At 40.7% G+C, this 21,328-nt stretch carries 21 protein-coding genes; 5 read left to right on the top strand and 16 right to left on the bottom strand.

Going from position 1 to position 21,328, the window contains the following annotated elements; translation table 11 throughout:
- Nucleotides 1–24 precede the first annotated feature (24 nt).
- The 13 genes from ACLCDL_RS12045 to ahcY all read right to left on the bottom strand — a co-directional run bounded on the left by ACLCDL_RS12045 (nucleotide 25) and on the right by ahcY (nucleotide 15,654).
- Entirely contained in the window at nucleotides 25–621 is a 597-nt protein-coding gene (locus tag ACLCDL_RS12045; RefSeq protein ID WP_423148554.1) for a YceI family protein, read from the bottom strand.
- Nucleotides 622–704: 83 nt separating this feature from the next.
- Nucleotides 705–2,990 carry a DUF7133 domain-containing protein gene (locus ACLCDL_RS12040; protein ID WP_423148553.1) on the bottom strand — a complete coding sequence of 762 codons (2,286 nt, stop codon included), beginning with the start codon at nucleotides 2,988–2,990 and terminating at the stop codon, nucleotides 705–707.
- Nucleotides 2,987–4,273, bottom strand: coding sequence for an MFS transporter (locus tag ACLCDL_RS12035; protein ID WP_423148552.1), 1,287 nt, complete (start codon nucleotides 4,271–4,273; stop codon nucleotides 2,987–2,989). Before ACLCDL_RS12035 ends, ACLCDL_RS12040 begins: the two co-directional genes overlap by 4 nt.
- 42 nt (nucleotides 4,274–4,315) lie before the next feature.
- Complete coding sequence (locus ACLCDL_RS12030; RefSeq protein WP_423148551.1) at nucleotides 4,316–5,509, bottom strand: Gfo/Idh/MocA family protein; 1,194 nt, start codon at nucleotides 5,507–5,509, stop codon at nucleotides 4,316–4,318.
- Nucleotides 5,510–5,614: 105 nt separating this feature from the next.
- Nucleotides 5,615–6,976, bottom strand: coding sequence for a Gfo/Idh/MocA family protein (locus ACLCDL_RS12025; RefSeq protein WP_423148550.1), 1,362 nt, complete (start codon nucleotides 6,974–6,976; stop codon nucleotides 5,615–5,617).
- A gap of 2 nt (nucleotides 6,977–6,978) precedes the next feature.
- Entirely contained in the window at nucleotides 6,979–8,367 is a 1,389-nt protein-coding gene (locus ACLCDL_RS12020; RefSeq protein WP_423148549.1) for a 3-keto-disaccharide hydrolase, read from the bottom strand.
- Between the two features lie 36 nt (nucleotides 8,368–8,403).
- On the bottom strand, nucleotides 8,404–9,447 hold the full coding sequence (locus tag ACLCDL_RS12015; RefSeq protein ID WP_423148548.1) for a DUF6807 domain-containing protein: 1,044 nt from the start codon (nucleotides 9,445–9,447) through the stop codon (nucleotides 8,404–8,406).
- Nucleotides 9,448–9,550: 103 nt separating this feature from the next.
- Complete coding sequence (locus ACLCDL_RS12010; RefSeq protein WP_423148547.1) at nucleotides 9,551–9,862, bottom strand: antibiotic biosynthesis monooxygenase family protein; 312 nt, start codon at nucleotides 9,860–9,862, stop codon at nucleotides 9,551–9,553.
- A gap of 71 nt (nucleotides 9,863–9,933) precedes the next feature.
- A complete protein-coding gene (gene gcvP / locus ACLCDL_RS12005; RefSeq protein ID WP_423148546.1) occupies nucleotides 9,934–12,837 on the bottom strand; it encodes an aminomethyl-transferring glycine dehydrogenase in 2,904 nt (967 codons plus the stop codon).
- Between the two features lie 152 nt (nucleotides 12,838–12,989).
- Nucleotides 12,990–13,706 (bottom strand): pyridoxine 5'-phosphate synthase, encoded by a 717-nt coding sequence (locus ACLCDL_RS12000; RefSeq protein WP_423148545.1) that lies wholly within the window; start codon nucleotides 13,704–13,706, stop codon nucleotides 12,990–12,992.
- 11 nt (nucleotides 13,707–13,717) lie between these two features.
- Nucleotides 13,718–13,951, bottom strand: coding sequence for a type II toxin-antitoxin system HicA family toxin (locus ACLCDL_RS11995; protein WP_423148544.1), 234 nt, complete (start codon nucleotides 13,949–13,951; stop codon nucleotides 13,718–13,720).
- A gap of 7 nt (nucleotides 13,952–13,958) precedes the next feature.
- Nucleotides 13,959–14,165: a 2-oxoisovalerate dehydrogenase gene (locus ACLCDL_RS11990; protein WP_423148543.1), complete on the bottom strand. Its 207-nt coding sequence runs from the start codon at nucleotides 14,163–14,165 to the stop codon at nucleotides 13,959–13,961.
- A gap of 172 nt (nucleotides 14,166–14,337) precedes the next feature.
- Complete coding sequence (gene ahcY / locus ACLCDL_RS11985) at nucleotides 14,338–15,654, bottom strand: adenosylhomocysteinase (RefSeq protein ID WP_423148542.1); 1,317 nt, start codon at nucleotides 15,652–15,654, stop codon at nucleotides 14,338–14,340.
- 213 nt (nucleotides 15,655–15,867) lie between these two features.
- Between ahcY and ACLCDL_RS11980 the strand changes: the two genes are divergently transcribed.
- Nucleotides 15,868–16,278, top strand: coding sequence for a BrxA/BrxB family bacilliredoxin (locus ACLCDL_RS11980; RefSeq protein WP_423148541.1), 411 nt, complete (start codon nucleotides 15,868–15,870; stop codon nucleotides 16,276–16,278).
- Nucleotides 16,279–16,339: 61 nt separating this feature from the next.
- Here ACLCDL_RS11980 and cdaA read toward each other — a convergent pair whose 3' ends face one another.
- A complete protein-coding gene (gene cdaA, locus ACLCDL_RS11975) occupies nucleotides 16,340–17,134 on the bottom strand; it encodes a diadenylate cyclase CdaA (RefSeq protein WP_423148540.1) in 795 nt (264 codons plus the stop codon).
- Between the two features lie 76 nt (nucleotides 17,135–17,210).
- Nucleotides 17,211–18,077 (bottom strand): dihydropteroate synthase, encoded by an 867-nt coding sequence (folP, locus tag ACLCDL_RS11970; RefSeq protein ID WP_423148539.1) that lies wholly within the window; start codon nucleotides 18,075–18,077, stop codon nucleotides 17,211–17,213.
- 50 nt (nucleotides 18,078–18,127) lie between these two features.
- Here folP and ACLCDL_RS11965 point away from each other — a divergent pair, with 50 nt between their 5' ends.
- Genes ACLCDL_RS11965 through ACLCDL_RS11950 form a run of 4 tightly spaced genes read left to right on the top strand, consistent with a single transcriptional unit; the run spans nucleotide 18,128 to nucleotide 20,784 of the window.
- Nucleotides 18,128–18,670, top strand: coding sequence for a DUF1599 domain-containing protein (locus tag ACLCDL_RS11965; protein ID WP_423148538.1), 543 nt, complete (start codon nucleotides 18,128–18,130; stop codon nucleotides 18,668–18,670).
- 1 nt (nucleotide 18,671) lies between these two features.
- Nucleotides 18,672–19,829 (top strand): BT_3928 family protein, encoded by a 1,158-nt coding sequence (locus ACLCDL_RS11960; protein ID WP_423148537.1) that lies wholly within the window; start codon nucleotides 18,672–18,674, stop codon nucleotides 19,827–19,829.
- Nucleotides 19,830–19,831: 2 nt separating this feature from the next.
- Nucleotides 19,832–20,278 (top strand): DinB family protein, encoded by a 447-nt coding sequence (locus ACLCDL_RS11955; protein ID WP_423148536.1) that lies wholly within the window; start codon nucleotides 19,832–19,834, stop codon nucleotides 20,276–20,278.
- Nucleotides 20,275–20,784 carry a shikimate kinase gene (locus tag ACLCDL_RS11950; RefSeq protein WP_423148535.1) on the top strand — a complete coding sequence of 170 codons (510 nt, stop codon included), beginning with the start codon at nucleotides 20,275–20,277 and terminating at the stop codon, nucleotides 20,782–20,784. The genes ACLCDL_RS11955 and ACLCDL_RS11950 overlap by 4 nt, the downstream gene beginning before the upstream one ends.
- Here ACLCDL_RS11950 and ACLCDL_RS11945 read toward each other — a convergent pair.
- Nucleotides 20,772–21,278, bottom strand: a complete 507-nt coding sequence (locus ACLCDL_RS11945; protein ID WP_423148534.1) for a phosphoribosyltransferase family protein — start codon at nucleotides 21,276–21,278, stop codon at nucleotides 20,772–20,774. The two genes, ACLCDL_RS11950 and ACLCDL_RS11945, sit on opposite strands and share 13 nt — an antisense overlap.
- Between the last annotated feature and the right edge of the window lie 50 nt (nucleotides 21,279–21,328).

Here is a 21,328-nt window from a genome sequence, read left to right as displayed (position 1 = left end):
CTTTAACCTGTTTGCATTTTTAAGTTATTTCCTCGCCACCAGGCTTACTGATAGCTCAAATTCATCATCAATCGCTTTATCGCCAATGTCACCGAAAAAGCTTTTTGACCGGTATTTAATATTGTACTTAGTCCGGTCAACTTTTATTCCTTTCGCTGTGGCAATGATGTTATTGTTTTGATATTTGATAGTAGCAGCGAACGAAACCGGGTTTGTAATTCCTTTGATTGTGAGGTTTCCGGTAATGGTTACCCGATCAGCATCAACAGGAACTACTTTGGTGATTTGAAAAGTTGAGGTTGGATTGTCAGCAACTCCAAAAAAGTCATCCGATTTTAAATGGTTCATCAGGTTCTGTTTCGACTGTCCGCTCATTTCCTCAATCGTAATTGTATTCATATCAGTAGTGAATGAACCGCCTTTCAATTCCATGCCCGATACTAATAAATAGCCTGAAGCCAGCTTTAATTTACCATGATGTCCTCCTACTACTTTTGTGGCTTTCCACTCCACCACAGAACGTCTGGTATCTACCGCATACTTATCATCTGCAGAAATTGTTTTAAAGGCAGAAAGACTTGTTATACTTATTAAAAGGATTAGAATAGCTGAAATCTTCATACGTATTTTTCTTGTAATGGTCGTTTATAGACTTTTGTTAACAGTTAAGGTTTAATTCATTGTTAAAAGTATCAGCAGTGATCCTATTTAAGTTCTTTTGCAGTAAAGGCATTTTTCCTGTTTTTAAATTTCTGCCGGATTTTTTCTACCTCCGCTGCTGTTACCGTTTCGCCATCATTCTGCCATGATTTTCTTATAAAGGAAAGTACCTCTGCAATGTCTTTATCAGAAAGTGATTTATCAAAGCCGAGGGCGGGCATATCGCCGTTAATTTCCGGAGCTTTATACAAGTGCCCGTTTACCTCTACAGGCCCTGTTAATCCAAACAATACAATAGAGATCAGTTTGTCTTTATTGCCGTTTACCCATTGTGATTTGTTTAGCGGAGGTGCCAATGATTTCACACCATTGCCATCCGTTCCGTGACAGGTCTGGCAGGTGGAAGTGAATACCGCATAACCTTTTGGAAATTCTTTTTTCAGCTTTTCAGGGTCATGATTGTCTTTAGCTTTTTTAATGTCAGCAACAACTCTGGCTAATTCTCTGTTGATCTGAAGGCTGGTATCAGGAACACTTTGTATCATATCTTTTTGAAATGCAGCCTCCCGGCCTTCGAGGTTACTGATAACGGCATCTGCAACATAAACGTTATCAGGATATTTTACGGCTACTTTGTTCAATAAATTTCCTGCTGCGTTTTTATCAAATTCGGAAATATAATGAGTTAAAAAGGCAATGTATGGAGCAGCCAGACTATCGTTCTGGGTCAACATGTTTTCCAGTACAGGAAGAAACTGTTTGTAAGAGCCTGGAGTTAATACAGAAGGCAGAACGCTTAATGCCTCCATACGCAGCGGCCATACATGCTGGTTCAGCAACTCGGCGACCATGTCGGGTTTTAACGCGTCCAGTCCTTCGAGTGTCCATAGAGCGTGTACTGCCAGCAAAGGTTTGCCGGTTTGTACTAATGCCGCTTGCAGGGCCGGAATAGCTGCAGTAAAATTATGGTCTATCAATAGTTGCTGTGCTTTATCACGTACCCAGCCATTAGGATGCTCCAGTAGTTTTACCAATTGTGCCGGATCATTAGAAAAATTTACGGGATTGGCATTTTTATCTCCAGGAACAATCTTATAAATGCGTCCGTAATTTAAGGGCTGCGTCAATTTACGATGTCCGATCTGGTTTTGAAGATAAGGTGTCAGATAAGTTTTATGTTGTATTATTCCCCGGTACATATCAACTATGTACAAAGCGCCATCAGGGCCATCAGACAGATTTACGGGGCGAAATCGTTCGTCTACACTGGCTAAAAACTCTTTGCCTCCGTACGCTTGTTTACCGGTAACAACATAGCCACTATCTCTGATAATATTTCGTTTAATAAGATTGGCAGAAGGTTCGGCGACAAAAACGTTTGATTCATATACTTCTCCAAACAGATTACCGCGATAAACAAGCGGCGCACAGGCAGCAGTAAAATTTACAAGATGTTTGGTAGAATCAAGGATGCCTGGCAGGTATCCACGATTGACACCAGGATTAGGTCGTAACGGATAAACGCGGTTATCTGCAACTATTTTTTCGATATATCCTTCTACGCTGCGCTGATTTTTGTTGCCTGCTCCAAAGCCTGGGCTAAAATAATCTCCGAGTAAGTTTTCGGAATTGTTATTGTAATATAAGCGCCCGAGATTATCCTGGCTGATTCCCCACTGCCCGCGAAAGTGTGTTTGTTCGATTAACCATTTATCCCCTTTTTTACGATAACGTTTGCTGGATTTTGCGTTGTAGATCCAGTTATCCATTGCTCTTAACAACCCATTCGGCTGATGCTCCACATTACCACCATCAGTATATTTATCATCTACTAAAGTTTTTTTGCCGGGTTTGTCGTCATTTATTTCGTAATACCATAGGTTAGGCGGTTCGGCAACTAATATTCCTTTTCCAACAAGGCAAATGGCTCTGGGCAACACTAAAGAGGTTAGAAATTCCTTTCGGTTATCCATGGTTCCGTCTTTATCGTTGTCTTCCAGAATTACTATTTTTCCGTTTGGAATATCTTCTCCTGTTCCCAACGTATCGGGCATATAACCATTCATCTCTACAACCCAAATACGTCCGCTATTATCAAATGTTAAAGCCACGGGCGTTGTTACCAAGGGTTCGGCAGCTACTAACTTTACTTCAAATCCATCTTCTGTCTTCATCCTTTTCATAGATTCTTTGGGAGAAAATACCGGGGAGGAATCCAGATTTACTTTATAGATATGTTCTTTGCTGCTGGTTTTGTAATAGAAAAAGATAGCTGCTGCTGCAATTATTAAAAAAAAGGCTATGAGAATTTTCGTGTTCGGTTTCTTCATATTTCAACTGGTTTCATTCTCCGCGTAAGTAGATGGATAATAATCAGGGCAACAAAATAAGCTAAACCTGAGATAATGAACAATATGTTATATCCGGCAGTAATACTTCCTGACTCTTTATAATATTCTAAAAGGGAGCCCACCAGTAAAGGGAAAAGGGTGGCGCCAATTGAGCCGGCCATACCGCCTATACCAACCACAGAACTCACTGCTTTTTTGGGAACTATGTCTGAAACAATAGTAAAGAGATTGGCGCTCCATGCCTGATGAGCACCTGCCGCTAAACTAATTAAACCGACAGCAACCCAAATATCCGAAGCAAACCGGGCAAGAATAATCGGAGATACTGCAATAGCAGCGATTAATAATGTCACCTTTCGGGCTTTTAATACAGGCCAGCCACTTTTAATGAAATTAGATGAAAGATAACCGCCGCCTATACTGCCGATTGTTGTAGCCGTATAAACGATAGCCAGGGGTAAACTTGGCTTGCTTAGATCAAGATTAAAGGTGCTTGCAAAATAGGAGGGCAGCCAGAAAAGGAAAAACCACCAGATAGGGTCTGTGAGTAACTTGCCCATAATAAATACCCACGTTTGCCTGAAGGAAAGCAAACGGCTCCATTTTATCGACGAAGTTTTTTGTTCCGTAGATTCACCGTCGTTGTCGCTATGAATGTAATTATACTCTTCGTGGCTGATTTTTTTATGCCGGGATGGAACTTCGTATAAAATCCACCAGAAAATCAGCCAGATAAAACCGATCGCCCCGGTTATTATAAAGGCTTCCTGCCACCCATAAACGCCCAATATCCAGGGGACAAGCAAAGGTGCAACAACAGGGCCAAGGCTGGTTCCTGAATTGAAAATGCCCGTGGCAAGCGCCCGTTCTTTTTTCGGAAACCATTCTGCTACAGCTTTAACTGCTGCCGGAAAGTTACCCGATTCACTCAAGCCGAGTAATCCGCGTACAAGCCCGAATCCAAAAGTGCTTTTTACAGCTGCATGCAGCATAGCGGCTATACTCCAGATCACAACAGAAATGCTGTAACCCAGTTTGGTGCCGATTTTATCAATAAAATTTCCGAAAATGATGTACCCCAAAGCATAGCAGCCGGCAAATGTCATTACAATATTTCCATAGTCTACTTCGGTCCAGTTAAATTCTTTTTCAAGTGTTGGCTTTAATAGCCCTATTACCTGCCGGTCTATATAATTAATGGTAGTTGCAAAGAAAAGCAATGCACAAATGTACCAGCGGTAGTTAGTTTTAATCTTGTCCATTAATAAGAGGTTCAGTTGCGGAAATAATTGACATTTTTTATTTTAAAGGATTGTTATCTGAACTTCTGCCCCTTTTCTTTCGGCAGAAACATAGCCTGCATAAATGGTTGCAATAACATCGGCGGCAAGCCTGCTGTTGCTTTCCACCGGTTCTCCAAATGCTACCGATCGGTAAAACGCATCCATTTCGTGCTGGTACCCTGCAAACCAGCTTTCATCTGGTGAGATTGAGGACCAGCCTTGCTTAGTTTCAGTTTTCTCTACAATGTAAATGTCTTCAAAATGCTGCGCAGCAGGTGTGTACGACTGCATTGAGTTATTCGGATTGATATTGCAGATCGTTCGGTGATTCGTGGTATTCACTTCAATCCAATTGTGCACTCCTCCCAAAACCAATTCACTCGCGAAAATATCTGCTATTGTTCCATCCTCAAACTCTACATGCAGCATGGCAAAATCTTCAATATCTGTATAGGTGGTTCTTAGATATCCTTCGTTTTTAAAATTTGGCATTCGGGTTATGGTATGGGTTCGGGCTGTAATTGATTTTGGCCTGATAGGATTTCCATCCCGTACTCTGCCTTCAACATGTTTAAAATAAATAGCAGCGGATAAAGGGTGGCAGCCTTTCCCGATCATGGATCCTCCGCCTGAAAGCTTCCATTTACCATATGCGAGTGAATGTGATCCTGAATGTGATTCCTCACCATGCATCCATAGTATTTGGGCTCCTGTTTTTTCAAGCATTTCTCGCTCTTTCTGTACAGAAGGAGCATAAATCCAGTTTTCAGCATACATAATTGCTCCTCTACTTGCTGTTTCGGCCTCCAGCATTCTGCGGATGCTTTTTAATGTTTCTTCAAGCCCCTTTTCTCTTGGAAATGTGTCTCCATTAAAGTCATCACTTTCATCACCAAAGTACCCGGTAAAGGGCTTTTCAACAATAACATACTTATTCTGCTTTAATGCTTCAATAACAATAGGCTCGTGAGTTACCGGGGGAGTGCAGACATGGATTACATCTGAACATCCTATTAACTTATTCAGATTGCTGAATGCTTTTATTTTCCGTAGTTCTGTATATTCTGATAAATGTTCGCGTGAAGGGGAATAAGCACCTGTGATTTCCACTTCAGTACTGAATACGCGTTTCAATGCATCGAAATGAAACCTGGCTGCGAATCCAGATCCCACAATTCCTGCCCGTATTGTTTTTTTTGCTGAAGGTATGGTCATTGGTTATTGAAGTTAGGTTGTTAGGTGTGAGGTGTTAGGTCACGGTTTGTAGTTAATAGCTAAGCTGAATAGAAGCTATATCTATTGACTATGAGCTATCCGCTATTAACTATATTTAAATACTTTTCCATCCGCCATTACTTCCTGAGTCTTTTCATCGAAAGTTACTTTGGCGCCGGTATGAACTGCGGCATTCGTCATAATGGTTGCTATAGAGTGGGAATAGCCGGCCTCCACAGGGGCATTGGGTTGTTTGCGGCTTCTTACACATTCCATCCAGTTGCGAACATGCGCAGATGAAAGCGGATCAGCACCGGTATTTGCAGAAGCAACAACTTTGGGAGCCGACTCAGCCAGGTTAACAACGGGGAGCAAGTTGGGTTTCATCCCCATAGCTGCAGCGGCTGCTTCTGTAAGGCCGCCTTCCGGAGAAACCATATTGGTAATTAAATTAAGCTCTCCTCCGTTTGAATAATATATTTCAGCCGGTTTTTCTTCGCCGTTATGCATTCTTGATGAAAACACAACCTGGAAGCCTTTGTCGGGCTGATCCTGCGGACCGTATTCAAAAACAGCTGTTGTGGTATCCCAATTTCTGCGGCCGTCTTTCCATTTATAAATTCCACCGTTAGCAACAACGCTTCTTGGGTGTTTTAACCCTGTAAACCAATGTACAGTATCAATCTGGTGCGACATCCACTGGCCGGGCATGCCGGAGGAGTAGGGCCAGAACAGGCGAAACTCCAGGTATTTTCTCGGATCGAACTCCTCGTATGGGCGATTCAATAAAAAACGTTTCCAGTCAGTATCTTCCTCTTTTAGTTTTGAAACAAGATCTGGTCGCCTCCATCTGCCTGGCTGGTTCACATTCCAGGTTAGTTCAACCATTGTAATATCGCCGAATTTCCCACTTTTAATATAATCGTGGGCGGCCATATAATTTGAACCGCTTCGGCGCTGAGAGCCTATCTGCACTATTTTTCCCGAGGCTTTGACCGCTTTCAAAGCCGCCCGGTTATCTTCCATAGTTTCGGCGAAGGGCTTTTCGCAATACACGTCGCATTTTGCATTTACTGCTTCCGTAGCCAGAAGGGCGTGCTGAAAATCAGCTGTGCTGATAAAAACAGCATCTATATCTTTTAAACCATATAATTCGTCATTATTTCTGCACGGTGTAATGCCATGGCCTATTTTACTTTTTATGTATTCGGCACCTTCTTGTCTCCTGTAGTTCCACAGATCTGAAACAGCTACCATGTCGAAATTCAATTCTTTATAATGATTGAGAAAGCAAGGGAATAGCGTACTTTTAAACCGGTCTGAAAATCCCACCACGCCCACTCGTACCCGGTCATTCGCTCCCAAAATGCGGCCATAGCTTTTTGCACTGAAACCTAAAGAACCAAGATAAACTCCCGCAGCCGCAAGCGAGGATTGCCTAATGAATTTACGACGTGAATTGTTCATGCTTATTGATTTAAGGTTTTGATTTTAATGCTTCTGAAACTCACTTCGTTGCCATGATCCTGCAAAAGAATGTGGCCTTTTTCCGCTTCGCCGAAATTTGGCCACACTTTGTATTTGCTCATTGCAACCAGATCTTTAAATGATTTTGATCCGCGTTCATATTCCAGTACCTTAATTCCATTGAGGAAATGTTCAACGTGATTGTTAGGGTAAACAACGACCCGCCCTTTATTCCATTGTCCGATTGGCCGGGTAAATCGGGCTTGTTTATCTGCCTTTATTAAATCATACAGAGAAGCCAGCGTACGATTTCCATCTCTGCCTAATTTAGCATCCGGGTGTCTTTCGTCGTCCAATACCTGGTATTCCAATCCAATTGCAGAACCTGAGGTTTTTTCATCAAGTGTTACAAAGTATTTTACTCCGCTGTTGGCACCGGGTGTAAGTTTAAATTCAAAAGAAAGATCGAATGCTTTATACTGATCATTCGTGACAATATCACCGCCATTGGCAGATTCTTTCCCTTCCGCATCCTGAACCGTTAATATTCCGTTTTTGATTTGCCATCCTTCCCTGGGAAATGAATTGTTTTTTGCACTTCTCCATCCGCTAGAAGTTTTTCCATCAAATAATAGCTTCCAGTTATCTTGTTTTTCATATCCCGATAAGGAGTTTGGTACATTGTTTACAACATAAATGCCTGCAGGAAAAGCCTCCGGATTGAGATTGCTCGTTTTTATACGGATGTTTTTAAAGTAAACTTTCTTATTTGCCTGCTCTTCGTTGCTGATAGCGTGTACCTGTAAGCCGATAAAACCTTTTTTATCAATAGTATCTACCACATAGGCGGCAGGAGTTCCGTTTACCCAGGTCTTCATTTCATTGCCTATACATTCAATTTTAATATGATTGTATTCGCCTACCTTGAAGGCACCTTTAGCAGAAGGATTCAGTTCCAGGGGATACAACCAGTCGCGTCGTCCTTCATCATAAATACCTCCGGCCCATTGTCTGGCGGAGGGATCAAACTCACATTGCCTTCCGTATACTTTTCCCTTTCCGTTATTTGCAGCAGCATCGAAATGGCTTCGTGTCTGTACTCCCGAATTGCTTACTGGGCTTTCTACTTTGGCATCCAGTTCTAAAATAAAATCCCCGTATTCCTTTTCTGTTACCAAAAAAGTATTTCCCGAGTTCATTATGGTAGTACCAACAATAGCTCCGTCTTCAACTTTATAATCTGCTGTTCCGGCAAGGCGTTTCCAGCCCGTCAGGTCCTTGCCATTAAATAGATTTTTCCATCCGGCAGAGGAGGATTGCGCAAATAGAGAACATGAAATTCCGGAAATAGAAAGAGCGATTGCAAATGAAATGACTTTTGTTTTATTCATCAGGATATAATTGGGTTAAAATTTGAAGGTACAATTTTATTTATCAGATGAAAATACCGCAGCTTCTTTATTTAACTCTTCTGCAGTAATTTTCTTGCCTGAAGTTATCAGTACACGGTAACGGAAGGTTACTGATTGGCCGGGTTGTAATGTTAAGTTCATAACTTCTTTCCCATTGCTGAATATTTTTTGACCAAGCGGATTTACCGCGAAAAGCCCGTATCCGCGTGCGTGCCAGTAAGCAGGGTAGCCTGGATTAGCAGGATTGTCAATGATAGCAACAGATACAGGTTCGTTATTAATAATTCCGGATAAAAGGCACCAGTTTGCCCTTGTTCCCCAGGCATCGTCACCTGTTTTCCCTTCACTGGTCAGATAATTTCCTGTAGCGCCATTCTGTTTTGGCGAAACGGTGGTTATGTTTCCATGAATATCTGAAAATTGTTCCGGCTTATCCGACGGTAATTCCAGCTCCTTTGTAACCCGAAGGCCTAAAAGTGCATCTTTGGCATCGTAAAAATGAACGGTATCTTTTTGCGCTGTGAGGGTAGTTACCCTGTCAATTGTTCTGGAATTTGCTGTGCCGCTGAATACCAAAATAGTTTTTTCCTTGAGTAGAACGGTTTTATCCTGTTTTTCCCAATTGGCAGTATAAGTCAAACTACCTTTCGGGCTTCCGTTTTTTATGCTTTCAATTTTAGTGTTTCGTATCCAGCCATATGCTGATTTTTTTTCTGCAGGGATTGCATAAGAGTTATTCCAGAAGTCAATACTATTTACATTTTCGTAAGTAAACCACATGCCCTGATGATGCGGATGGTCTGTCCTTTCGCCCGTTCTTGTTTTAATTGGAAATCCACGGGTAATAGTAAGATTATCGGCAGTGTTTATTGGGTAGAGTATCGGTTTCTCTAAAGTATCGGGATAAAGAAAGCTTGTAAACAGCCGGCCATCTATTATAACATCTACTTTGTCTTTTGATTGCTGGAAACTTACTTTTTTGTCTTGAGAAAATGTGCTGGTATAAATAAAAAGCAGTAAAAATGCCAGGCGCAACGTTTTCAGGAAGATCTTTTTCATGTCAGGTTTACAATGTGTGCAGCGTTAACAGGATAGTTAGCGCCTACAAAATAAAACTAACAGAAACTTTGCGTAATGGATTGAGCCGAATGTAAAAAAGTAATTACAAGGTGTAGTCGCGCTCTACGAGGCAGATACGTGTTTTGTATTGCTGATACCACTTTTCTTTTCCCAGTTTTTGCGCAATAAGATGCCTGCTGTTGGCTTTCCACTTTTTTATTGCTTCGAGCGAATTCCAGTAAGAAACAGTGATTCCAATTTCGTTTCTTGCAGATTCAACACCTAAAAAGCCATCCTGCTGTTGGGCCAGCAAGTACATTTCTTCGGCCATGTCATCATAACCTTCAGCGGGATCATTTTTTACAGAAGTGAAAATTACAGCATAATACGGGGGAGCAGGGGTTTGTGCTATCATGGGTTTAATTTATAAACCTTTTTTCAAACCATTCCAAAAATTTTAAACTTTTGGAATGGTTATTTTTCTCTTTAAACAAACGAAGTTGTATGCGGGATCACTTCTTCATGATATGCTTCTACCGGGGGGCAGGAGCAAACCAAAGCCCGGTCTCCGTACGTATCGTTTACGCGTCCTACTGAGGGCCAGAATTTGTTTTCAATAACGTAAGGCAGTGGAAATGCCGCTTTTTGTCTCGAATAAGGGCGATCCCAGGTATCACCTGTAACTACATTAACCGTATGCGGGGCATTTTTTAATACGTTATTCATTTTGTCTACCGCAGCTGTTTCAACTTCTTCAATTTCTTTACGGATAGCAATCATGGCATCACAAAAACGATCAAGCTCCTGTAATGATTCAGATTCTGTCGGCTCAATCATCAACGTTCCCGGAACCGGGAAAGAAACTGTTGGTGCATGGAATCCGTAATCCATTAACCGTTTTGCGATATCGGTTACTTCAATTCCAAAATTTTTGAATGACCGGCAATCCAGGATCATTTCATGTGCGCATCTTCCTTTAGAACCGGCATATAGCACGTTGTAATGTTTCTCTAAGCGTGCTTTGATATAATTCGCATTCAGTATGGCATATTTGGTAGCGTTGGTTAAACCTGCTGCTCCCATCATGGCAATGTATGCATGCGAAATGATCAGAATAGAAGCAGAGCCCCAGGGAGCCGCAGAAACCGCATGTATGGATTTTCCCGAATCTATATCAACAACGGGATGGCCGGGCAAATAAGGAACCAGGTGCCTGGCAACGCCTATCGGACCCATTCCTGGTCCGCCCCCGCCGTGAGGAATACAAAAAGTTTTATGGAGATTCAGGTGGCAAACATCTGCTCCGATTGTAGCCGGACTGGTAAGTCCAACCTGGGCATTCATGTTAGCGCCATCCATATAAACTTGTCCGCCGTTGGTATGAATAATTTCGCACATTTCAATGATCGATTCCTCAAAAACTCCATGTGTGGAAGGATAGGTAACCATTAAGCAGGAAAGGTTATCCCTATGTTCTTCTGCTTTTGCTTTCAAATCGTTTACATCAATATTTCCGTTTTCATCGCATCTTACCACTACAATGTTCATCCCGGCCATAGCTGCGGAAGCAGGATTTGTTCCGTGTGCAGATGATGGAATCAGAGCCACATTTCTATGACCTTCGCCTCTGTCACGATGATAAGCACGAATTACCATTAATCCGGCGTATTCTCCCTGTGCGCCAGAATTAGGCTGAAAGCTCATCGCGGCAAAGCCGGTAATTTCGCTCAGCCATTTATTCAGTTCATCAAAAATCTGCATGTATCCCCCCACCTGATCTGTTGGAGCAAAGGGGTGAATTTTGCTGAAATGATTCCAGGTAACGGGGATCATTTCTGATGTAGCATTCAGCTTCATGGTGCATGAGCCCAGCGGAATCATGGAATGGCAAAGCGACAGGTCTTTTGCTTCCAGCAATTTGATATACCGCAGCATTTCGTGTTCTGAATGATGTGTATTAAATATCGGATGGGTTAAATAGGATGAAGTCCGTTGGAGATTTACAGGAATAGCAGCCTCTAAAGATGTTTTTAATCCATTTATATCTGCTTCGAAAATAGTTTTTCCTTTTACTTTGGCAAAAACGCGGACGATGGTTTCAATGTCCTCAACCGAACTGGTTTCATCCAGAGAAATAGCTACAATTGGTCCATTGTAATGAAAATTTAGCTCGTTGTTCAACGCTTCTCCATGAATCGGACCTGCCAGATTTCCTAAATCGAACTTCAGAGTATCAAAGAAAAACTCGTTTTCCTGTTTGTATCCTAGCTTCTCTAATGCTTTAGCAAGCAATACAGCTAACGCATGTGTCTTGGAAGCAATCGCTTTTATTCCTTCCGGTCCGTGATAAACGGCATACATACTTGCCATGATGGCCAGCAAAGCCTGTGCTGTGCAGATATTCGAAGTCGCTTTATCTCTGCGGATATGTTGTTCGCGTGTTTGAAGCGCCATTCGTAAGGCATAATTTCCTGCTGCGTCAATTGTTACTCCAATTATGCGGCCCGGAATGGAACGTTTATATTCTTCTTTTGTGGCGAAATAGGCAGCGTGGGGGCCACCAAATCCCATAGGAACTCCAAAGCGCTGCGTGGAACCAACTACAATATCAGCGCCCCATTCTCCGGGAGGCGTTAAAACTGCCAGACTTAAAATATCGGCAATAACGGTAAGCTTTATTCCTTTTTCGTGTGCTTTGGTGGCAAATTCCCGGTAATCAAAAATTGCTCCGTTTCCTGCCGGATACTGAACAATGGCGCCGAACATATTTTCGTTCAATTCCACTGTTTGATGATTGCCGATTTTCAGTTCTATTCCGTAAGGAGCAGAGCGGGTTTTCAGAATATCTATGGTTTGAGGGAAAAGATCTTCAGAAACAAAAAATACCCTGGCTTCCTGATTTTTACGCAAGCTATACTGCATGAACATGGCTTCGGCTGCCGCAGTTCCTTCATCCAGTAAGGATGCGTTTGCTATTTCCATTCCGGTTAAATCAATAACCATGGTTTGGAAATTCAACAGTGCCTGTAATCTTCCCTGCGAAATTTCTGCTTGATATGGGGTGTATTGAGTGTACCAGCCCGGGTTTTCAAAAATATTCCGAAGAATTACGGGAGGAGTAATGGTGTCATAATATCCCTGGCCTATATACGATTTAAAAACTTTGTTATTTAAGGATACTTGTTTCAGGTTCTTTAAGTAATCAAACTCGGTTTTGGCAGGTGGGAGATTAAGCGGGTTCTTTAAGCGTATCTTTGCCGGAACCGATTGTTCTATCAATTCATCCATTGAATTTGCTCCGATCGTTCCCAGCATTTCCTGTGTTTCAGCTTCATTCGGAGCTATGTGGCGGGTTTCAAACTTCCCGACAAAGTCAGTATTAAGATTCATTAAAAATGAGGAATAAATTATGCTGCAAAGGTAGGGATTTGACTGGCTTTTAGCAATTGGAATAGAAGCTTTTGGAAAGTTTAAAACTTTCGAAAAGATAGAATAGGTTCGAATGAAAGTTGTAAGTTATCTGTAAAAACGAATCAAGAATTTTATTTCAACTGCCTTAAATAAAGCTGCACCGTATTCTCCAATCCATAATACAAAGCATCAGAAATTAAAGCATGGCCTATGCTTACTTCGAGCAGACCGGGTATGTTTTCAGCAAAAAATTTAAGGTTGTGTAGGTCAAGGTCGTGGCCTGCATTTAATCCTAAGCCGGCCTGATGCGCTGCTTTTGCAGCTTCGCGGTAAGGCAATATTGCTTTATCGCGGTTTGCATAATAATTCTGTGCATACGCTTCGGTATAAAGTTCCACGCGGTCTGTTCCGGTAGTGGCGGCGGCTTCTATCATTTTAGGGTCGGGGTCAACAAAAATGGAAACGCGGATTCCTGCCTCTTTAAATTGTGGAATAATATCTTTTAAGTACTGTTGATGTTTTATAGTATCCCAACCATGATTTGAAGTGATTTGTCCCAAAACGTCAGGAACTAAAGTGACTTGTGCAGGTTTGTTTGCTAGAACCAGATCTATAAACTTTTGCTCCTGGCAATTCCCTTCAATATTGAATTCGGTTGAAATGACTTTTTTAAGGTCAAAAACATCCTGGTAACGAATATGCCGTTCGTCAGGGCGGGGATGTACTGTGATTCCTTCGGCACCAAATCGCTCACAATCTAAAGCAACTTTTATTAAATCCGGATTATTCCCTCCCCGAGAATTACGGAGAGTAGCGATTTTATTGATATTGACGGAGAGTTTTGTCATAATGTAGTATCTTAACTTAAAAGTTCTTCTTTAGAAATATTTAAATGAGAGCAAATATCATTTAAAATACCAGAAAGTGTGCCTATTTTTATTGGATTGTGATTAGGAATGGTTATATTATGAACTGCTTTGTCCGTTATCCGTGTTAATCGGATATGACTCCCTCTTTGACGGGAAACCTGATAACCATATTTTGATAAGATTTTTATTAGTTCTGAAGCAGAAATATCGCGGGGTAATTTCATTTAATGCTTAAAGAATTAAAGTTTCCTCTTTAACCATATGAAGTCTGATTATTTTGGGTAGATCATTTTCTTCAAAATGACAAAAAACAGCATCTTTAATTTCAATTTTTAAATCTTCTATAGAGTCAGCTTCAGTAAAAATGGATTCTCCTAAGGCCTTAGCTGTATAACCACCTTCAGCAGCTTCTTCAACCAAAAAAAACAGTTCTTTCATAATTACTAGCTCCAAGAACTAAAGTACGGTTTTTATTAAAAATACATCTGATTTAAGTACAAAACACTTTATGTAAACAAACCGTGTAAATTAGAAATGCTTACCCGAAAGTAAGCATTTTTTAATTTTATTGTAATCTTTCCGGGATCTGGACCTCAAATCTCAGTCTTCCTTAATACCTGTAATGTTCCGGTTTAAACGGCCCCTGTACATCCACTCCGATATATTCGGCCTGGTGAGGATCCAGCTCGTCCAGTTCAACACCGATTTTAGCTAAATGCAATCGGGCAACTTTCTCATCCAGGTGTTTAGGTAAGGTGTAAACCTTGTTTTCGTATTTACCAGGATTTGTCCAAAGTTCAAGCTGAGCTAAAGTTTGATTGGTAAACGAGTTAGACATTACGAAAGACGGGTGCCCTGTTGCGCAACCAAGGTTTACTAAACGGCCTTCAGCTAATAAAATGATGTCTTTACCATCAATTGTATATTTATCTACCTGTGGTTTTATTTCCACTTTAGTATTACCATAATTCTTGTTTAACCAGGCAACATCAATTTCATTATCGAAGTGGCCGATGTTACAAACGATAGTTTTGTCTTTCATGGATTTGAAATGTTCAGCACGAACAATGTCGCAATTACCCGTAGTTGTTACCACGATGTCTGCCTCTTTAACTGCATTGCTGAATTTCTTCACTTCAAAGCCTTCCATTGCAGCTTGTAAAGCACATATAGGGTCAATTTCAGTAACAATAACACGAACGCCTGCACTGCGCAAGGACTCAGCTGAACCTTTACCAACATCGCCATAGCCGGCAACAACAGCCACTTTTCCAGCCATCATCACATCGGTAGCACGGCGGATAGCATCAACGAGTGATTCGCGGCAGCCATATTTATTGTCGAATTTTGATTTTGTAACCGAATCGTTCACATTAATTGCAGGAAGATGCAGTGTTCCGTTTTTCATGCGCTCGTACAAACGGTGAACTCCTGTAGTAGTTTCTTCAGATAATCCTCTGATTCCGGCAATCAATTCAGGATATTTATCAAAAACCATGTTGGTTAAATCGCCGCCATCATCCAGAATCATATTTAGAGGCTTGCGGTCTTCGCCAAAATATAAGGTTTGTTCAATACACCAGTCAAATTCTTCTGCATTCATACCTTTCCAGGCATAAACCGAAATTCCTGCGGCAGCAATAGCGGCAGCAGCGTGGTCCTGTGTTGAAAAAATGTTGCAGGACGACCAGGTAACTTCCGCCCCAAGCTCAATAAGCGTTTCAATTAAAACCGCAGTCTGAATGGTCATGTGCAGGCATCCAGCAATACGTGCTCCTTTCAATGGCTTTGATGGGCCATACTCTGCACGAAGCGCCATTAATCCGGGCATTTCTGCTTCCGCCAGTTCAATTTCTTTTCTTCCCCATTCTGCCAGGGCAATATCCTTCACTTTGTAAGGAATGTAAGTTGTCTCTACTGATGACATAGTTTGTTTTTTTAATGTATACAAAAATACCTGATTACCCGATGAATTTCAAACTTTTATGAAGAGAATACAGTTAAGCATAGCTATTAGTAGGGTTTAGATGTAAAATGTAAGTAATAAGTAAAAAACGCCTTACTCTATGCACTTACCGTTCTGCATTTTTTAACTTTGCTACAATTAATTGTAATACGTAAATCAAAAATCTAAAATAGAATGTATCCGGAATATTTAGTTGCTCCTATGCGCCAGGAATTAACAACTGTAGGGTTTGAGGAGTTGAAATCGCCAGAAGAAGTTGATGCGGCTATCAAATCAGAGGGGACTGTTTTTGTAGTGGTTAATTCAGTATGCGGATGTGCTGCTGCAAATGCTCGTCCAGCTGCAAAGCTTGCGTCTCAGAATGAAAAACATCCTGATAAGCTTGTTACTGTTTTTGCCGGAATGGAAAAAGATGCGGTTGACCGTGCACGCAGTTACATGGTGCCTTTCCCTCCCTCTTCTCCGTCGATGGCGTTATTTAAAGATGGTAAGCTTGTTCATATGATAGAGCGCCACCAGATTGAAGGCCGGCCTGCACAAATGATTGCAGATAACCTGGTAGCTGCATTTGATCAATATTGCTAACATCACAGGTAATTAATAGTAAAAGGACTGTCTCCAACGGCGATGGTCCTTTTTTTATTTATCAGCTTACTTCACTTAAAAGAAATTTCTCTAATTCTGTACGGTTCACGTTCATCCTAACCTGCCCCTGTTTTGCATAAGAAATTTCGCCCGTTTCTTCCGAAACAATCAAAGCAATGGCATCACTCATTTCAGAAATCCCTATTCCTGCACGATGCCGTAATCCGAATTGCGGTGGTAGCTTTTCATTATCTGTAAGTGGAAGAATGCAACTGGCGCATTTTATTTTGCCTTCAGATATGACAACTGCCCCGTCGTGCAACGGGCTGTTTTTTTGAAAAATAGATTCAATTAATCTTCTTGAGATTATCGCATCCATGGTTTCTCCGCTATTCTGATAGTACTGCTCGTCGAAATACTTTGCAAAAATTATCAAAGCCCCAGTACGGCTTTTTTGCATATTACTGCATGCTTCTATAACCGGCTCAATATAGGTGGAATTGTTATTTTCAATTTCTTTCCTTTTGATAAAAAGTGTCCACCATACTTTATTTTTATGTATCGATGCATTCTTACCTATTAAAAGAAGAAACCGCCGGATTTCCTGTTGAAAAACGATTATTACGGCCAGAAAACCGACGCTTACAAATCCGCCCAGAATTTCGGTCAGCAAACGCATATGGACCTGTTTTACTATCAGGTACACCAGGTAAATGATTACAAAACCAAGAACAATGTTAACCGCTATCGTTCCGCGAATTAGGTTGTAGATATAATAAAAGATACACGCCACCAGTACAATGTCTACAATGTCGAGCCAGCGGATATCCAGGAAATTTAAATCTGTGCTATGCATTGGCTGAAAATTACAAAATACGATTCATAGTTTATAGCAATTAGCCAACAGATAATATTTTTATTGCTCCAATGCTTTATAATGAAGTTTGAGTTGTTGCAGCAACTATTGTAACAGCTTCTGTTGCAGCCCTTACATCGTGAACACGCAGGATGTTTGCTCCTTTCATCAATGCAATGGTATTTGCAACGGTCGTTCCGTTTAAGGCATTCTCGCTGGTGCTTCCTATTGTTTTATAGATCATAGACTTTCTGGAAACACCTGCAAGAACAGGATGACCGAGTAACCGGAACTGGTCCAGTTTGTTAAGCAACTGGTAGCTATGTTGCGGTTGTTTTGCAAAACCAAATCCCGGATCAATAATCAGATCTTTTACGCCAAGGTCTGTTAGTCTTGCTATTTTTTCAATAAAATACTGGTAAACTTCCATGAACACATCCTCGTATTTCGCTTCCTGCAGCATTGTTTGAGGCGTTCCCTTCATGTGCATTAAAATGTAAGGTACCTGTAATTCTGCTATTGCAGTAAACATTTTAATATCCATTTCGCCGGCAGATATGTCGTTTATAATATGTGCACCTTCAGAAACAGCTGCTTTTGCAATGCCTGCACGAAAAGTGTCTATCGAGATCAATGCCTTCGGAAATTCTTTAACAAGAGCCTTTAGTGTCGGGATAAGCCGTTGCAGTTCTTCTTGCTCTGTAATATGCTCTGCCCCCGGGCGGGACGAGTAAGCGCCTATATCAATAAAAGTTGCCCCTTCTTCGAGCATACTGTGCGTTTTTTTTAAAGCCTCCTTCGCCGAATTATTTCTGCCCCCGTCATAAAAAGAATCAGGGGTTAAATTGAGTATTCCCATTATTTTCGGAACAGACAGATCAATCAACTCTCCCCGAACATTCAGCGTTTTCTTTTGATGAAAAAATGTATTTTTATCCCTCATTAAACACAAAATACAGATAAATTCATCTTTGAAACAAATCTCAAAACGTTTTGGCAGCTAACACAACCGCAGAGTACGAAGCAGTAATAAAAGTATGTAAAGAGCTTTTCCTGAAGAAAACAAAAGATTACGGAACAGCATGGCGTATTCTTCGCCCTTCTTCCATTACAGACCAGATCTTTATAAAGGCCCAGCGCATACGTACCCTTGAAGAAAAGAAAGTTTCTAAAGTAGGAGAGGATGTAACTTCTGAATATATAGGCATTGTTAACTATTGTGTAATTGCCATGATGCAACTGGAACTTTCTCCTGATGATCCGATGGAATTATCTGTTGATGAAGTTGAAATTCAGTTCGATAAAAAAGTTACAGAGACAAAGGAGCTGATGTTTGCAAAAAATCACGATTATGGCGAAGCCTGGAGAGATATGCGGATCAGTTCGTTAACAGACCTTATCCTGATGAAAATTTATCGTGTAAAACAAATTGAAGATAATCAGGGCCAAACTTTGGCATCTGAAGGAATTAAGGCAAATTACCAGGATATGTTGAACTATTCTGTTTTTGCATTAATAAAACTGGGAGTAAATTAAAATGAGGAATGTTTTATTAACTATTGCGAGAGTATTAGTAGGCCTGCTTTTTATTTTTTCAGGGCTAATCAAAGCAAATGATCCTCTCGGATTCGGGTACAAGCTACAGGAATATTTCGAGGTATTTCACATCATTTTTTTAAATGATTATGCTGCCGCGATCGCTATTATTCTTTGTGCGCTTGAAATAATTCTGGGTGCCGCACTTTTATTAGGGATCAAGGCGGTGAAAGTAAGCTGGGGATTGCTTTTACTGATCGTCTTTTTTACCTTTTTAACATTTTATTCAGCGTACTTCAATGTTGTAAAAACCTGCGGATGTTTTGGCGATGCTATCCCCTTAACGCCGTGGCAGTCTTTTACAAAAGATCTGATCCTACTGATTCTGATCGTTTTTATCTTTATTAACAGGAACCAGATCCGGCCTTTATTGTCGGGCGAGAAAGATCAAAAACTGGCACTGATAAGTATTTCTCTGCTTGCCTTTGGTTTTGGGATCTATACGTATAGTTATCTTCCAATCATTGATTTTCTTCCTTATAAAGTTGGTGCAAATATTCCACAGGAAATGAAAATACCACCCGGAGCACTACAGGATATTTACGAAATCACTTATACACTGAAGAATAAGAAAACAGGTGAAACAAAAGTGATGACGGATAAGGAATACCTGAAAACAGAGATATGGAAAGATGCTAACTGGGAAATAACGGGGCAGCCGGAAAGCCGGCTGGTAAAAAAAGGGTTTGATGCAAAAATAAAAGATTTAAAAATAACCGATAGTCAGGGAACAGATTACAATGCTGAATTACTTGAAAATCCGTACTATAATTTAATTGTTGTTGCTTATAATCTTGATAAAACTAATGTCAATGCTCTTGGCAATTTAAATGCGCTGGCAATGAATGCGGCTGAGAATTATAATATCAGAACTGTATTGCTGACATCCAATTCTGCAGAAAGTGCAGAAAGATTCAGCAAACAACATAATCTTGTGATGGAGATATTTTATGCCGACGATGTTCCATTAAAGTCAATGGTGCGGTCAAATCCGGGTTTACTACTTTTAAAAAACGGAACGGTGATAGATAAATGGCCGTTTCGTACACTTCCAACTTATGATGAGCTGGAAAAAAAGTATTTTATGGATAACAAGTAACGATGTTAGAAGAACTTTTAAAGTATAATCACGTAGCCAATAATGAATTTATTGCCGTTTTTTCCAAAGCGGGTGTTCCTGTTGTTGATGCCGAACGGCTTTTTAGTCATATTCTTAATGCAGCTGATATTTGGGTAAGCCGAATTAAAAAGCTGCCTTCCAATTATGATCGGTTTGAACTTCATCCGGTTAAAAACTTCGACCAGTTAGAAAATGATTCCTATACAGCTTTAACAGGAATTTTAACCGGGTTCGATTTATCTTCAGATGTAATCTATAAAATTGGTACCGGCGAAGAATTTACGAGCCGTGTCTCAGATATTTTATTTCATATTGTCAATCATTCTACTTATCACCGCGGGCAAATTGCATCTATTTTTCGTAGACAGGATATTGAGCCGCCCGTTACCGACTATGTTTTGCTGAAACGAAAAGGACTTCTTGTATGATTATTTTTTTAGTGGGCTTTATGGGTTGCGGTAAAACCACCTTAGGTAAAAAGCTGTCTGCAAAACTGAATTATACATTCGTCGATCTTGACAAAAAAATAGAACAGGTATCAGGAGAACGCATAGCGGATTACTTTTCGAATTATGGCGAATCCAGCTTCCGTGAACTGGAAAGAGACACATTGCAGAAAAGCAGTTTTCCTGCCGATTCGGTTGTAGCTACCGGCGGCGGAGCACCTTGCTTTTTCGATAATATGGAGTGGATGAACAAAAACGGGCTTACAATTTATATTTCTCTGCCCCCTAATGCTTTAGCTTCGCGGTTGGAAAATGCCAAGACAGAGCGGCCGCTTATAAAAAATCTGAACCACATGGAGCTTGTGGAGTTTATTAAAAACAGGCTTGAGGCAAGGGACCCTTTTTATAAAAAAGCACAGTATGTATTAAACGGAACAGATATTACGGCCGAAAAGGTTGTTGAAAGTATACGGACTCAACTTAAATAAACCGCATCTTCATTATTAGCCTCATCCAATACTACTTCCACATGTTCTTTAAGCACAGTGGCAAGCTCTAAGCCGGTATAGTCTGGCGAAACAGGAAAGATACGGTGGCTTCTGTCAACCAGCACAACGGTGCGTATTTTTTTCAGCGGAATATTTAAAAAAACTCCTAATCCGTAAGCAAGTGTCCGTCCGCTGTTTAAAACATCATCAACAAGGATAATAGTTTTTCCTGTACAATTTGCTACTTCAACATCCAGCGAAGCATCCAGGTGTGTGCTTACCTTATTCATGCTGATATTTATCAGTAGCGCTTTTGTTTGTGAAATACGCTCAATAATGCTTTTTAAACGTTTTGCAATGGTATATCCATGTGCTGCAATTCCGGCTATAACAATTTCTTTTTCATCAAGAGTATCTTCCAGGATCTGGTAAGCAATCCTGTTTATTTTCTGTTCTATTTGTTTTTTATTCAGGATGAGGATTTTTTTTTCCATTTCCGCACACGTAATTTTTTCGAAAAATACAAATTCCCTAATTAAGGAAA

It is taken from the genome of Rubrilithobacter danxiaensis (assembly GCF_047272945.1).
Taxonomy (GTDB): domain Bacteria; phylum Bacteroidota; class Bacteroidia; order Sphingobacteriales; family Sphingobacteriaceae; genus Rubrolithibacter; species Rubrolithibacter danxiaensis.
Note: the sequence above shows the minus strand (reverse complement) of the source record. Positions and strands in the feature narration are given on the sequence as shown.